At 63.4% G+C, this 14,446-nt stretch carries 12 protein-coding genes; 4 read left to right on the top strand and 8 right to left on the bottom strand.

All coding sequences use genetic code 11. The features are described from left to right. The first annotated feature begins 10 nt into the window (after positions 1–10). The 3 genes from ACQY46_RS12765 to ACQY46_RS12755 all read left to right on the top strand — a co-directional run bounded on the left by ACQY46_RS12765 (position 11) and on the right by ACQY46_RS12755 (position 3,776). Positions 11–1,276: a hypothetical protein gene (locus tag ACQY46_RS12765; protein ID WP_428696419.1), complete on the top strand. Its 1,266-nt coding sequence runs from the start codon at positions 11–13 to the stop codon at positions 1,274–1,276. Next, on the top strand, positions 1,236–2,669 hold the full coding sequence (locus ACQY46_RS12760) for a hypothetical protein (RefSeq protein WP_428696418.1): 1,434 nt from the start codon (positions 1,236–1,238) through the stop codon (positions 2,667–2,669). The genes ACQY46_RS12765 and ACQY46_RS12760 overlap by 41 nt, the downstream gene beginning before the upstream one ends. A 63-nt stretch (positions 2,670–2,732) precedes the next feature. Continuing rightward, complete coding sequence (locus ACQY46_RS12755; RefSeq protein WP_428696417.1) at positions 2,733–3,776, top strand: hypothetical protein; 1,044 nt, start codon at positions 2,733–2,735, stop codon at positions 3,774–3,776. A 28-nt stretch (positions 3,777–3,804) separates the two neighbouring features. Here ACQY46_RS12755 and ACQY46_RS12750 read toward each other — a convergent pair whose 3' ends face one another. After that, positions 3,805–4,641: a class I SAM-dependent methyltransferase gene (locus tag ACQY46_RS12750; RefSeq protein ID WP_428696416.1), complete on the bottom strand. Its 837-nt coding sequence runs from the start codon at positions 4,639–4,641 to the stop codon at positions 3,805–3,807. Here ACQY46_RS12750 and ACQY46_RS12745 point away from each other — a divergent pair. Next, positions 4,640–6,055 carry a DUF2793 domain-containing protein gene (locus ACQY46_RS12745; RefSeq protein WP_428696415.1) on the top strand — a complete coding sequence of 472 codons (1,416 nt, stop codon included), beginning with the start codon at positions 4,640–4,642 and terminating at the stop codon, positions 6,053–6,055. The genes ACQY46_RS12750 and ACQY46_RS12745 overlap by 2 nt on opposite strands. Positions 6,056–6,085: 30 nt before the next feature. Here the strand turns inward: ACQY46_RS12745 and ACQY46_RS12740 are convergent, their stop codons facing one another. The 7 genes from ACQY46_RS12740 to ACQY46_RS12710 form a co-directional block, all read right to left on the bottom strand. Beyond that, on the bottom strand, positions 6,086–6,850 hold the full coding sequence (locus tag ACQY46_RS12740; RefSeq protein ID WP_428696414.1) for an ABC transporter permease: 765 nt from the start codon (positions 6,848–6,850) through the stop codon (positions 6,086–6,088). Next, complete coding sequence (locus ACQY46_RS12735; RefSeq protein WP_428696413.1) at positions 6,847–7,638, bottom strand: ABC transporter ATP-binding protein; 792 nt, start codon at positions 7,636–7,638, stop codon at positions 6,847–6,849. Before ACQY46_RS12735 ends, ACQY46_RS12740 begins: the two co-directional genes overlap by 4 nt. Positions 7,639–7,774: 136 nt before the next feature. Beyond that, complete coding sequence (locus tag ACQY46_RS12730; RefSeq protein ID WP_428696412.1) at positions 7,775–8,785, bottom strand: ABC transporter substrate-binding protein; 1,011 nt, start codon at positions 8,783–8,785, stop codon at positions 7,775–7,777. 159 nt (positions 8,786–8,944) lie between these two features. Further along, a complete protein-coding gene (cysN, locus tag ACQY46_RS12725) occupies positions 8,945–10,831 on the bottom strand; it encodes a sulfate adenylyltransferase subunit CysN (protein WP_428696411.1) in 1,887 nt (628 codons plus the stop codon). A 10-nt stretch (positions 10,832–10,841) separates the two neighbouring features. After that, positions 10,842–11,747, bottom strand: coding sequence for a sulfate adenylyltransferase subunit CysD (cysD, locus tag ACQY46_RS12720; RefSeq protein WP_428696410.1), 906 nt, complete (start codon positions 11,745–11,747; stop codon positions 10,842–10,844). A 182-nt stretch (positions 11,748–11,929) separates the two neighbouring features. Then, positions 11,930–12,784, bottom strand: coding sequence for a 3'(2'),5'-bisphosphate nucleotidase CysQ (cysQ, locus tag ACQY46_RS12715; protein WP_428696409.1), 855 nt, complete (start codon positions 12,782–12,784; stop codon positions 11,930–11,932). 41 nt (positions 12,785–12,825) lie between these two features. Beyond that, complete coding sequence (locus ACQY46_RS12710) at positions 12,826–14,145, bottom strand: UDP-glucose dehydrogenase family protein (RefSeq protein ID WP_428696408.1); 1,320 nt, start codon at positions 14,143–14,145, stop codon at positions 12,826–12,828. Between the last annotated feature and the right edge of the window lie 301 nt (positions 14,146–14,446).

Below are 14,446 nucleotides of genomic sequence, written 5' to 3'. Positions count from 1 at the left end.
GGAGACAGACTTGTCCGATTCACTGATAGAAGTGGTCCTCGGTGGAGAAAACCAGGAACTCACGTCCGGCTCGCGCCGGACGGAGGCGATCTCCCATGCGCTCCGGGAAGCAAGCCGCCAGATCCGCTCCAATCGCCGCGTTGTCGGCGGCGGCGGTTTCAAGCGGCGTCGCGGCGAGCGACTGTTTGTGTTCGGCGTCGCCGCCAGCGCCGTTGCCTTTGTGGCCGTGCCTGTGCTGCTCGCCTCACTTTATTTCGGACTGATCGCCAGCGACCGGTACCAGTCGGAAATGCAGTTCTCCCTGCGCAATTACGAGAGCTCCGGCGCCAACACGCTTTTGTCACTCACCGGCCTGCCGACCGGCAACCTGATGCAGGAGGCGAAGGTTGTGGAGAGCTTCATCAAGAGCCGGGGAATGGTGGATTTCCTCAACGAGAGACTCGACCTTTTCTCGCTCTACAACGGCGACCACATCGACTACCTCTCCAGGTTCCCGACTGACGAACCGGTCGAGGAATTCATGGAGTACTGGGACACACGGGCCAGCGTCGACGTCGACAGCCTGTCCGGTATCGTCCGTGTGCGGCTTCAGGCGTTCTCCGCCGAAGATGCTCACCAGGTGAATGCCTTGATGCTCGAAGCGGTGGAGCAGGTGGTCAACGATCTTTCGGCGCGGGCTCGAACCGACCTTCTCGGCCGCAACGAAAAAACATTGCAATCCGCGCAGGACAAGCTCGTCCAGCTTGGCGAGAGCCTCGCCGAGCTTCGCAATGACACCGGCCTGATAGACCCGGAGCTTTATGCCAAGGCGATCACCTCGGTCGCGACAGAACTCGACGTCAAACTTTCCGAGATGCGCGTGAAGCGCAGCACGCTCCTGGCCTCTGTCGACGCCGACAGCCCGCAGATGCAGTTTCTGACCCGGCAAATCGAAACGCTGGAAGCGGAAGTGAGACGCTTGCGCCAGGAGATCGCCTCTCCAGGCTCTACCGGAGGCTCGCTTTCCAGCACGAAGGCCACTTTCGATCGTTTCCTGCTGGAACAGGAGATCGCCCGCAAGCAATACGCCCAGGCAAGTCTGGCGTACGAGAAAGCGCGAATAGATGCCGACCGCAGACAGATTTACGCCGCCATCCTCCTGAAGCCCACGCTGCCCGAGGATGCCGAGTATCCCAAACGCTTCTGGTCCTTGTCGGTCGTGCTGGCAATATGCCTGGCAGGTTGGGGTGCGCTCGTTGGCGTCGCCGTCCTTGTGCGCAACCACCTTGCCGTCTGACGATGAGCACGAGCCACGCATGTGGAAAGACGATCGGACGAAGATGAAAGAGACACTTCGACAAGGGTTTCCCGGGCTGAAGCCGGTGAGGACACCTCCGGACACCTCCGATCGCTCCTCTTCGGTGTCGCCGGTTCAGGGCAGTGCCAGGCCCGGCGTGGCACCCCGCGGACAGGATATCGGCGAAGCGGCAACGACCGCGCGCACCGGCGGGATGCTGACGAGGCTGCGCCACGTCTTCCATGATGCAAGGTCCGACCTTGCCGGCACCACAGCATCGGACGCCGGGTCGGGAGGCGGTTCGCTGCTGCGCAGCTTCGCTCTTTTCGTCGCCATTCCGACCGTGTTGACCATGGCGTATTTCATCTTTCTTGCGGCTGACATCTACGCTTCGGAAACGCGTTTCATGGTGCGTGGCGCAGACAGTCAGGAGAAGATCGGTACCGGTGCGCTGGCTTTGGTGTCAAAAGTCGCCGGCGTTTCAGGCACCTCCCCTGACAGCTTTGCCGTGCTCAACTACATCAAAAGCCGGGCCATCATCGAGGATATCGGCGGAAAACCGATGGTGCACCGGCTTTTCGCACCCGATCGGGGCGACATGCTCACGACGCTTGCCGAGGACGAGACCTGGGAGGATATCGTCAAGTACTGGCGGCGACGCGTGATCCCCTCGATAGACACGCAGTCCGGGATCATCACGGTGGAAGCGACAGCCTTCTCGTCCGAGGACGCGAACTGGCTGGCGGCGCAGGTCGTTGAAAAAAGCGAGGCACTGGTCAACGAGATTTCACGGCGCAGCCGGGAAGAGACGCTGGACGTGGCGGTCGCAGATGTCGAACTGGCAAAGGGAGAGCTTGCCAGCGCTCGTGAAGCCCTGCGCCAGTACCGCAACGCCCGAGAAACACTGGATCCGGGGCTCACGGCCGAATCGATCGGAGAAGTCCTGTCGAAGCTGATGCTCAGACGGATCGAGCTGGAAGCACGGCTTGGAACGATGCAAGGCGTCATCGACGAGAGTTTCGCGCCACGCAGGGTTCTCCAGCGCGAGCTGGAGGAGGTGCGTTCGCAGATCGCCGCCCAGGAGGCCCTGCTGGCGTCCCGTGGCAGCGAAGCAGGAACCGTTTCGGACGTCATCTCCGGCTTCGAGAACCTGCGGCTGGAGGAGGAATTCGCGGAGAGGCGATACTCCATCGCCCTGAACGCCTATGAGGCGGCCCGACAGGAAGTGGAGAAGCAGCAACTGTACCTGGTCGAGATCGTTCGCCCCGCACCTGCGGACACCGCAATCTACCCGAAGAAGATTTCCGGTACCTTCATGATCTTCTTCGGAACCTTCGTGTTGTGGTCAATCGGATCGCTCATAGCAGCGTCGATCAGGGACCACGCGACATGAAGCGACACCCCGCCAGTGGCGCAGCAGACGTAAGAACTCCAAGACCTCTCGAGGATCACTGACGTGCAGTTCAACATCGACCAGGACAGTGGCGATATCATCGCTGGCTGGATTGTTCCCAACAACCCCAATGCCACGCCAAGTGTCAAAGCTATTGTCAATGGTGAGGAAGTCGCCGTCATCTCCGCCAATGTGAACCGCTCGGATATAAAGGAACTCGGGCTACACTCAACCGGATTGGTTGGATTTCATCTCGACGAGGACAACTTACCGGGAATCACAACGGCCGTTGATCTGCAGATTGTCGATCAGGAGACCGGTGTGCTCGTCCACCGCCGCAGCGCGGCGCCCTTTCTGATTGAACAGCGAGTGATGTTCTTCAATCTCTGCGTGGTGCCGCAGATCAGGATGAGAAACGACCCCGCCAGCCTGTTCGCGTTATCCTACGCAAACAGCGAGCGGATCAATTACGAGACGCTCTACAGCATTCTGCGCAATCATCACGCCCAGTCGGTTTTTGTCATGGGGCGTACCAATCACAACCGCATCTCCGAAGCCCTTTCGAGCAGCGGCTACAAGCGCCTGGCGCTTTTGCGCGAGCCTCTTGTGGAGCTTGCCGAGCGCCTGATCCTGATCAAGCAGATCTCCCGTTCAACAAAGCGGAGCATGCTGGAGAGCCTGGTGTTCGGTGTCGAAAACCTCTTCAGTTTCGTCGAGACCGCAAATCTTGAAGAGGAGGCTTCGCTGCGGGATGCTTTTGCCCAGATGAGACCACAACAGATTCGGGCCGTCGCCGACCCGTTCCTGAGCGCACTCGTCTGCGATGCGGGTGACGAACCGGAAGAGCGGCATGTCAGCCTGGCGCTTGACCGTCTCGCGGAGTTCGATGCGATCGGTATCGAGGAACGCATGGATGCCTTCAACATCTGTGTCGAGGAGGTCATCGGCCGCAACATCTTCGCCGCCTACGAGCCGTATCAGTTGCCTGGAACCATCGAACTCGCGGAGCGCCTGCGAAACATCGACAAGGTGGCGGAATACCTTGAATACGACACGGTCTTCTATCGCGAGGTGAGAGGCGTGATCGACCGCGAATTCGCGCATTGACGGCCGTTTTCTCTCGTCGGCAGCGACGTCAGATACGCTCGCACACCACAGCATAGTCGAGGCGCCTGCCGTCGACATATTCCTGATACCGCATCGTCCCCGGCATGTCGGCCCAGTCGAGCGCGTAACCCCTGAAAGGGGCGGGAACGCGATCGATCAGGGCCTGGCGCCGCGGCACGTCCTCGGCAATGGCGGCAAAGACATTCTCGGTGATGTCGACGATCTGATGCACCCGCAGGCCATTCTCCTCGGCCAGAGCCTTGGCGATACCGATCTGATCGGCGAAAGCCTTGTCGGTGTACCCGACCGAGAAGCTCAGCGTTCCTGCCGGTCGCAACACCCGCGCCGCCTCGGCGATGAAGGCCGGCATGCCGACATAACTTGCCGCCCCGACGCTGAAAATCATGTCGAAGCTCGCGTCCGCGAAGGGCAGCGCGCGCGCATTGCCTTGCCTTGCGGTCAGGTTCGGAAAGGCGTGCAAACGTTTCCGGCAGACGCTCACCGCGCTGCCATTGACATCGACACCGGCGATGCGCGCATCCGGAAAACGACGCGCGGCGACGCGCATGCCGCCACCAAGCCCGCAGCCGATATCGAGAATATCGTTCCAGTCGCGCTTGACCGTCTCCCGTGTCAAAGACCACAGGACCTGATCGTAGAGCGTTGCCTGCAACGGCTCCTGATCGAAAGGGGGAAGTTCTCTCAGCGCCTCGTCGGCAGGCGAGAACCCGCTGTTGAAGAAATTCTGATGCCGTGCCGGCGACAGGCGATAGAGCGCGAAATAGATCGCCTCCTGAAACTTGCGCTGTAGCGGCTGGGGGAGATTGCGCTGGAAGCGTCGCTTGAGAACATACAGAAATGACATGAGCGGCTCCGGCCGGAAGGATCGTCTCCCCCTGATAATCCCTCTCGCCCCGATTGCCTACACCTGCAAGGCAACACCGGCACCTGACCGGCGCAGCATGGGCTCCTCGACCGAGAAATCCCCGCCTGTCGGCCCTGCCCTTATCCTGTTGCCGTCAATCTTGCCGGAACGAGGACGGATCATGGACGAGACCGCAAATCACAAACTGCCCTTGATCCGCGCCAGCCAGGCGCAGAAGCATGTCACCCACAACGAGGCCCTGCTGACACTCGATGCTGCCCTGCAATTGTCGGTGGCCAGCCGCTCGCTCAGCATCCCGCCGGCGGCAGGCGAAGGCTCCCGCTACCTGGCCGCTCCCGGCGCACTCGACGATTGGTCGGGACGGGACGGACAGATCGCCGTCCGGCAAGGCGGGGTCTGGCGCTTCCTTGAACCGCGTCCGGGCTGGATATGCCATGTCGAGGACGAGGAACTCTTCCTCGTCAGGAAGGCGGCAGGTTGGGAGGAGCTGTCCGCGGCAAGCCGCGATCCCCTTCTTGTCGGCAAGGCGGGGATCAGCGCCACCCCCGACGACACCACCCGTCTGGCGGTTTCCGCAGAGAGTTCACTGTTCGCTCATGCAGGTGGCAGTCACCGGCTCAAGGTCGACAAGAGCCGCCCTTCAGAGACAGCGAGTACCGTGTTTCAGAGCGCGCTTTCCGGGCGCGCGGAGATCGGCCTCGCCGGCAGCGACGATCTGTCGATCAAGGTCAGTGCGGACGGAAGCGTCTGGAGGAACGCAATCACGGTAGATGCCGGCACCGGTGCAGTCGGCATCGGGACGACGCCGTTCAACGATGTCCTTGATGTGAATGGCGGCATCGTCAGTCGGGCGCAGTCGCCCGCCTTCTCGTTTCTCGGCGACATCGATGGCGCCAAGTGGATTACGGGTCTCGGTAGCTACCTGTTGTCTTTCATGAGTGACAGTCCTGGCATTGAGGCTCTTCCGGACAGGGCCAATGTCTTTGCTTTCGGCCGCACCTTTCGCGCAAAGGTCGCGTTCACCACCAATGGCGGCATCCTTGCCGCCGGACCGCTGCGGGCTCCGGGCTACCGATCGGGCGAGATCGAAATTGCCGACGATGCCAGCGCCGCCATCGCCCCCCTGGACAAGGCGGGCTTCCTGGTCGTTTCCGTCGATCCCGCGGCTGAACACCCTCCCCTTTCGGCGTTCGGCATTGCCGCCTACGACACCGGTGCTTCCCCCGAGGCGGTGAAGCTTGCTGGTGGCGTCCTGTTCGACGCGGTATCGAGCGACGTCGACGGCACGACAGGCACCGACGGCCATGTCACGATCGGGATCGTTGCCGGTTTCCTGCGCATCGAAAACCGGCTCGGAGCAACGGCAACGCTGCGCTACACGTTCCTCGGCTGACGCGGCGCGGCGAGCTGCTACGGCGGCGCGCTACTGGCGGCCGGAGCGATGGGCCCAGCCGGTCATGCGCATCTCGAGCCAGGCCATCATCGCGTACATGACGATGCCGAGCACAGCGAGCGCGACCAGACCAGCCCACACCAGCGGCACGTTGAATTGCGACTGCGCAGCCAGCATCATGTGGCCAATGCCGGCATTGGCCGCCACGGTCTCGGAAATCACCGAACCGACGAAGGCGAGCGTGATGGCAACCTTGAGCGAACCGAAGAAATACGGCATCGAGCGCGGGATGCCGACCTTCAGCATGATGTCCATCTTCTTTGCCCCCAGCGCCCGCAGAACGTCCTCCATCTCCGGTTCGATGGTGGCAAGGCCGGTCGCGACATTCACGACGATGGGGAAAAACGCGATCAGGAAGGCGGTCAGCACCGCGGGAACCGTTCCGATGCCGAACCAGATCACCAGGATCGGGACGACAGCGACCTTGGGGATCGAATTGAAGCCGATCATCAACGGATAAAGCCCGGCATAGACCGCCCGGCTCCAGCCAATGGCGAGCCCCAGTGCCAGTCCGCCGACCACGGCCAGCAGAAAGCCGACCGTCGTCGTGAACAGCGTCTGCAGCGAATCCTTCCAGATCACCGGCCAGTATTTGACGATGGCCGCCCAGATGTCGGTCGGCGCCGGGAGGATGAAGACGGCGATGTCGAAGGCCTCCACCGCCGCTTCCCACACCACGAACAGTCCGATTGTCCACAGCCAGGGAGCGGCCTTGATCCAGCGTTCGTTGGTCATTCCGCCGCCCTCGCTTCCGCGATATGTCCGCGCAACTCGTGGACAATGTCGTTGAATTCCGCCTCATAGGTGAGATCGATCGGCCGCGGCCGGGCAAACCCGACCTCCTGCTCGACGATGATGCGGCCCGGACGGGCGCTCATCACGAACACCCGGTCGGCCAGGAACACCGCCTCGCGCAGATCGTGGGTGACGAGAATGACCGTGAACCCCTTTTCCGCGTGAAGATCGCGCATCACCTGCCACAGTTCCTCGCGGGTGAAGGCGTCGAGCGCGCCGAAAGGCTCGTCGAGCATGAGAAGCGCCGGATCGTGGATCAGCGCCCGGCACAGGTTGGCGCGCTGCTGCATGCCGCCGGAGAGCTGCCAGGGAAACTTGTCGCCAAAGCCTTTCAGCCCGACGATTTCCAGCAGGTTCTCGGCGCGCGCGACATAGCTTTCGTGATCGCGCTTCAGGCGGCGGCGATGCGGCTGGACGATTTCCAGAGGCAGCATCACGTTCTTCAGCGTCGTGCGCCAGGGAAGCATCGAAGGGTTCTGGAAGGCCATGCCGGCAACAGAGACCGGCCCGTCGACTTCCTTGCCGGCAACCTCCACGGTTCCCGCCTGCGGGCGGATCAGGCCCGTGGCAAGCTTCATCAGTGTCGACTTGCCGCAACCCGACGGGCCGACGACGGCTGCGAATTCACCGCGCTTCACCGCCATGGTCAGGCCGTCAAGCGCCAGCGTGCCGTCGCCACCCGGCCCATAGGCGAGGCGAATGTCATTGAGATCAACAAAGCCGGTCACGGAACAGTCTGGCTCCCGCTATGGATGAGAAAAGCGCGCAGCCCGGCGGACGGTTCTATCGACCGCACGTTCGCGCGAAAGGACAAGGGGCGGTCGCGACCGGATATCGCCACGACCGCCCCGCAACGGTGTTCCGTTACTTGACCATGCGCTCCGCGACGGGCGGCAGGTAGGACGGATCGAAGACCCGCTCGGGCGCCGGCGGCGTGTCGCTGACGCCCATCGACGCCTTCAGGTATTCCATCGACTTGGCAAGCTTGGCCATGTCGACGCCGCCAAAGCCATTGGCCTTGACCGCCGGCGTGGCGATGGACCCGGCAACCGCCATCTTGATGCGGTCGACCTCGGTCGCCTCGTCCAGCACCCCGTTGCGCTTGAGCACGTAGGGGACGGATGCTTCCGGCTCCGCGATCGTGTCGAGGAACCCGCGCACCAGCGCCCTGATGAAGCCCTTCACGGCCTCCGGGTTCGCCTCGGCGAAATCAGTGTTGACCATCACCACGTTGCCGTAGAGATCGAGGCCGTTCTCACCCATCAGGATGGTGGCGATGTCATCCTCCGGAACGCCCTGAGCCTTCAGGTTGATGACGGAGGAGAAGGAGAAACCGAAGATCGCGTCCACCTGCCCCTGGGCCAGCATCGGTTCGCGCACGGGGAAACCGACATTCTCGATCTTGATGGCGGAGGTATCGATCCCGGCGACGTCCACGAAGGCCGGCCACTGGCCGAAAGCGGCATCGGGCGGCGGCGCGCCGAGCGTCTTGCCCTCAAGCGACTTGGGGTCCTCGGTCACGCCCTTGCTCTTGCGGCCGATGATGGCGAAGGGCGGGCGCTCATAGGCCATCATCACGGCCTTGACCTTCAGGTCCGGCTGGTCGTCCATCAGCTTGATCAGCGCGTTGATGTCGCCGAAGCCCATGTCATAGGCGCCGGTCGCCACGCGCGGGATCGATTCGCGGGAACCGGCACCCGTGTCGATGGTGACGTTGAGCCCCTCTTCAGCGAAATAGCCCTTGTCCTGGGCAATGAAGAAAGGAGCCGCGGGGGCTTCGAACTTCCAGTCGAGGGTGAACTTGATGTCGGTGTCGGCCATGGCCGCCGGCGCGACCAGGGACAAGGCAAATGCAATTCCGAAAAGCCTGCGCATGAGGAACCCCACTGGCGATATTATCATTGTCGCCAGCGAGACTGCCTCGCAATTGCCCAAGGATCAAGCAGATTTAGGCTCAGATTAAATTACAGGCAGAGGCGCCCGATGCTTGGGCAAACCGGCCCGGAGATGTCCTCCGGGCCGGTTCGTTCCGCGCTAAAGGCCCAGATAGCGAATGACCTCGTCGGCCAGGTCCTCGGCGGAGCGGGCGACCGTGTCGAGCACGAGTTCCGCCTGCTCCGGCGCTTCATAGGGACTGTCGATGCCCGTGAAGTTGCGGATCTCGCCCGCCCTCGCCTTGCGATAAAGCCCCTTGGGATCGCGGGTCTCGGCGATCTCCAGCGGCGCATGAACATGGATCTCGACGAACTCGCCAGGTGCGAACAGGTCACGGGCCATCTGCCGGTCCGAACGGAACGGCGAGATGAACGAGACGAGCGTGATCAGCCCGGCTTCGGTGAACAGCTTGGCGACCTCGCCGACCCGGCGGATGTTCTCCACGCGGTCGGCTTCGGCAAAGCCGAGATCCTTGTTCAACCCGTGGCGCACATTGTCGCCGTCGAGCAGGAAGGTCAGGCGCCCCTCGGCATGCAGGCGCTGTTCGACCATGTTGGCGATGGTCGACTTGCCCGCCCCCGAAAGACCGGTGAACCACAGGACGCGCGGCGTCTGGCCGGTGAGTGCTGCCCTGGCCGTCCTGTCGATGTCGAAGGCCTGGCGGTGGATGTTGTCCGCCTTGCGCAGGCTCGACCAGATCAGCCCGGCACCGACCGTCTGGTTGGTCAGCGGGTCGATCAGCACGAAGGAGCCCATGTCGCGGTTGACTTCATAGGGGTCGAAAGCGACGGGGGCGCCCAGCTGGATTTCGCAGAAGCCGATCTCGTTCAGCGCCAGCGTCTCCGTGGGCAGGTGCTTGAGCGAATTGACGTCGATGCCGTGCTCGATATGCCTGACCACGCCCGTGGTGGTGCGCTTGCCGGCCTTGACGATGTAGTTGCGGTTGGTGCGCAGTGCCTGGTCGCCCATCCAGATGACATGGGCGTTGAGCCGGTCCGACACTTCCGGCCGCTGGTCTGGCAGGCTGAGAACGTCGCCACGGGAAATGTCGACCTCCTCCTCCAGGGTGATGGTGACCGCATCGCCGGCCACCGCCTCTTCGAGGTCGCCGCTCATGGTGGCAATGCGCGACACCGTCGCAACCCGTCCCGACGCGGCCACCGCCACCTTGTCGCCAGGGCGGATGCTGCCGCTGACGACCGTGCCGGCATAGCCGCGGAAGTCCAGATTGGGCCGGTTGACCCACTGCACCGGCATGCGGAACGGACCGAGGCGATCGTCGCTGGCAACATCGATGCTCTCGATATGCTCAAGCAGCGTCGGCCCGTCATACCAGGGCATGGCCTCGCTTTGCACGGTGACGTTCTCGCCGGTCAGGGCGGACATCGGGATCACCTGGAGGGTTTCGAAACCGAAGCCCTCCGCAAAGGCGCGGTAGTCGCTCTCGACTGCATCGAGAACGGCGCGATCGTGGTCGACGAGATCCATCTTGTTGACCGCGACGACGACATGCCGGATGCCGAGCAGCGAGACGATGAACGAATGCCGCCGCGTCTGCTGCAGGACGCCCTTGCGCGCATCGATGAGGATCACCGCGAGGTCGGAATTGGAGGCGCCGGTCGCCATGTTGCGGGTGTACTGCTCGTGGCCGGGCGTGTCGGCAACGATGAACTTGCGTCCTTCGGTGGCGAAGAAGCGGTAGGCGACATCGATGGTGATGCCCTGTTCGCGCTCGGCCTCCAGCCCGTCGACAAGCAGGGCGAAGTCGAGCGCCTCGCCCTGGGTGCCGTATTTGCGCGAATCCTTGCGCAGCGCCGCCGCCTGGTCCTCGAACACCCGTTTGGTGTCGTGCAGCAGGCGGCCGATCAGCGTCGACTTTCCGTCGTCGACGCTGCCGCAGGTCAGAAAGCGAAGGAGCCCCTTCTGGTCGTGTTCGCCGAGAAAGTCGACCACGGGCGGGGCAATGGAAGGCAGAGCCTGGTTCATGACGGGGTCCTCAGAAATAGCCTTCGCGTTTCTTCTTTTCCATGGAGGCCGCCTCGTCATGGTCGATCAGCCGGCCCGAGCGCTCGGAAGTACGGGCGATCAGCATCTCCGTGACGATCTGGTCGAGCGTGTCGGCGTTGGATTCCACGGCCGACGTCAGCGGATAGCACCCAAGCGTGCGGAACCGGATACGGCGCATCTGCGGGGTCTCGCCGGGCCTCAACGGCAGGCGGTCGTCGTCGACCATCACGAGCGCGCCGTCGCGCTCCACCACGGGCCGCTCGGCCGCGTAGTAAAGCGGCACGATCGGAATGTTCTCGGCGCGGATGTACTGCCAGATATCGAGCTCGGTCCAGTTCGACAGCGGGAAGACGCGCAAGGATTCGCCCGGCCGCACCCGCGTGTTGAAGATCGACCAGAGCTCCGGCCGCTGGTTCTTCGGGTCCCAGCCATGGGCGGCCGAGCGGAAGGAAAAGACACGTTCCTTGGAACGGGACTTTTCCTCGTCGCGCCGCGCGCCGCCAAACGCCGCATCGAAGCCATGTGCGGACAGGGCCTGCTTCAATGCGTCGGTCTTCATCACCTGGGTGTAGTAGGATGAGCCGTGATCGAAGGGATTGACGTTGTCGGCCAACCCTTGCTGGTTGGTGTAGGTGATCAGTTCCATGCCCGCTTCCGCAGCCATGCGGTCGCGGAAGGCGATCATTTCCCGGAATTTCCAGGTGGTGTCGATATGCAGCAGCGGAAAGGGCGGCGGCGCCGGATAGAAAGCCTTTCGCGCAAGGTGCAGCATGACGCTGGAATCCTTGCCGATGGAGTACATCATCACCGGACGCGACATCTCGGCCACGACTTCGCGAATGATCTCTATGGATTGCGCCTCAAGGTGACGCAGATGGCTTCCCCGATTGGACACGGGCCTCTCCTCGTGATCTTGGCCGCGGGAAAAGTATAACGATGACGACACAGGGTTGAACACCCGTGGCAAGACATCGTTCGCCAATCCCTCGACAGCTCATGGATCACGACTTAAGCAGCATCAGGGCGATGCGCGAGAAACAGGATTGCCGACAAAGGGCACTCCTTAAAAAATCTCTGTCATTCGGCAGTATTTGCCAATGCTCCGGAGACCGCAGCGGCGGCGGATGCGATCAGCGCCTCCCCGCCGGCGGCAAGAAAGCCGGGATTGGCGAAGTCCGCGTCGTCCGGCAGGTTACGCTTGCCATAAGCGAAGGGACTGCCGTCGAGCCCGCGTACATGACCGCCGGCAGCGACGAGAACGGCATGTCCGGCAGCGGTGTCCCATTCCATGGTCCGGCCGAAACGCGGATAGAAATCCGCCTCTCCCCGCGCCACCAGGCAGAATTTCAGCGAGGATCCGACACTCACCGTGTCGGCAACGCCGAGGACCTTCAGCAGGCCGTCGGTCTTCGCGTCGCGGTGCGAGCGGCTGGCGACTGCGACAGGAAGGGCATCCCGACTGTCACGCACCTTGAGCGGACGCGCCGCGCCGGTCGCGTTGCCGGCCTGGTCGAACGCCTGCTCGAACGCCCCCGCGCCCAGCGCGCCGGCGAAGAACGATCCGCGCAAGGGCGCGAAGACGGCTCCCAGGACCGGCACGCCCTTCTCGACAAGCGCGATATTGACCGTGAAATCCCCGTTTCCGGAGATGAACTCGCGTGTCCCGTCAAGCGGATCGACAAGAAAGAAGCGGTCGCCGATTTCCGGCTGCAGACCGCCCGCCATGGCTTCCTCGGCAATCACCGGGATATCGGGAAAGAGGCGCGCAAGCCCTGCAAGGATCACCGCTTCCGCCCGCCGGTCGGCCTCGGTCACGGGGCTCTCGTCGGCCTTGCTCTCGACCTTGACGCCGGCATGAAAGCATTCGAGCAGAACCTGCCCCGCCTCAAGGCACAGATCGCGCAGCGCCAGCATGTCGTCCGTCATCGGCATCAGCCTTTCTCCAGTCGTTGCCAAGGCCATGCGCGGATCGCTCAGTCCGCCTTGCGCGCAGGCTTGCCGATCCCCTGATAGTCGAGGCCGGCCGCAGTGACATCGGCCGCCTGCCAGATGTTGCGCATGTCGACCACGCTGCGGCCGCTCATGCGCCGCGCGATTTCGCCAAGGTCGAGGCCGCGATAGGCGTTCCACTCGGTGACGACGGCGAGCACGTCCACACCGTCCGCGACGTCATAGGGATTGTCGCGCCATCCCAGCCCGGGAAGCAGCGGTTCGGCCTGGCCACGGGCCTCCGGGTCATGGGCGACGACCTCCACGCCGGCGGCCTGGAGCGCCGGCACGATTACCAGCGAGGGCGCGTCGCGGACATCGTCCGTGTTCGGCTTGAAGGCGATTCCCAGAATGCCGACGCGCTTGCCCGCGACCTGCGGGCCGAGAGCCGCCAGCACGCGGTTCGCCATGTCGCGCTTGCGGGCCTCGTTGACCTCGATTGTGGTCTCCACCAGACGCAAGGGGGCTCCGTGCCGCTGGCCTGTCGCCGCCAGCGCTGTCGTATCCTTGGGAAAACAGGAGCCGCCGAAGCCGGGGCCTGCATGGAGAAACTTTCCGCCAATGCGGTTGTCGAGGCCAATACCGCTTGCGACCTTCTGCACGTCCGCCCCGACCTTCTCGCAAAGATTGGCGATCTCGTTGATGAAGGTGATCTTCAGCGCCAGGAAGGCGTTTGCGGCATATTTCGTCAGTTCGGCATTCTCCAGCGACGTGACCAGAATCGGCGTCTCGCGCAGGTAGAGCGGCCGGTAGAGACGGCGCAGCGCGTTCTCCGCGCGCTCGTCCTCGGCTCCCGTCACCACCCGGTCGGGGCGCATGAAATCCTCGATCGCGGATCCCTCGCGCAGGAATTCCGGGTTGGAGGCGATGGAGAAGTCGACACCGGGGCGCTCCTCCCGGATGATCTCGGCGACCTTGCGACAGGTCCCCACGACGACCGTCGACTTGATCACCACGACGGTGCCCGGACGCATGGCCTTTGCGACCTGCCGCGCGGCGGCGAACACATAGGTCAGGTCGGCCTCTCCGTCGCCGCGCCGGGACGGCGTTCCCACGGCGATGAACACCACGTCGGCGGCAGCGACCGCCGCATCGAGGTCGGTCGTGAAGGAAAGACGCTTTTCCTCGAGGTTCCGCTCGATCAGCGCATCGAGGCCGGGTTCATAGATAGGGACCTCGCCGGCATTGAGCCTCTCGATCTTCGCCGCGTCGATGTCGACGCAGGTGACATCGAAGCCGAACTCGGAAAAGCAGACGCCGGAAACCAGGCCGACATAGCCGGTGCCAATCATTGCAATGCGCATGTGTGCTCCTGGAATCTGCCCCTCCGGGGGCCGGAACGTGCGTGACGGCCGGAACCCGGCAAGCGCGCGAGCCGCGGCCAAATCCGGAAACCCGTCTTGCTGCTGGAGGCGGAGTGGCCTGCCGCCATCCCGGGACGGACACGGTGCCGGCACGCCCTTCCACGGAGGCGAGGCGCGGACCGGGATCGCGTTCGTCCGGCAGCGTTCCTGTGCGCTTGCCACCGGTTTGTCAACCCGCTAACACGACGGAGCCCGGCCATCGGACACAGTCCGCGAACCGGCGGCAGCGATGAACGGCGAG

The organism is Stappia sp., assembly GCF_965276915.1.
Lineage (GTDB): Bacteria > Pseudomonadota > Alphaproteobacteria > Rhizobiales > Stappiaceae > Stappia.
Note: the sequence above shows the minus strand (reverse complement) of the source record. Positions and strands in the feature narration are given on the sequence as shown.

Excerpts from the sequence above, each read along its gene's own strand:
- ACQY46_RS12745 (WP_428696415.1), top strand. The coding sequence starts at position 4,640 with ATGAGCGGCTCCGGCCGGAAGGATCGTCTCCCCCTGATAATCCCTCTC.
- ACQY46_RS12750 (WP_428696416.1), bottom strand. The coding sequence starts at position 4,641 with ATGTCATTTCTGTATGTTCTCAAGCGACGCTTCCAGCGCAATCTCCCC.
- ACQY46_RS12740 (WP_428696414.1), bottom strand. The coding sequence starts at position 6,850 with ATGACCAACGAACGCTGGATCAAGGCCGCTCCCTGGCTGTGGACAATC.
- ACQY46_RS12730 (WP_428696412.1), bottom strand. The coding sequence starts at position 8,785 with ATGCGCAGGCTTTTCGGAATTGCATTTGCCTTGTCCCTGGTCGCGCCG.
- cysN (WP_428696411.1), bottom strand. The coding sequence starts at position 10,831 with ATGAACCAGGCTCTGCCTTCCATTGCCCCGCCCGTGGTCGACTTTCTC.
- cysQ (WP_428696409.1), bottom strand. The coding sequence starts at position 12,784 with ATGCCGATGACGGACGACATGCTGGCGCTGCGCGATCTGTGCCTTGAG.
- ACQY46_RS12710 (WP_428696408.1), bottom strand. The coding sequence starts at position 14,145 with ATGCGCATTGCAATGATTGGCACCGGCTATGTCGGCCTGGTTTCCGGC.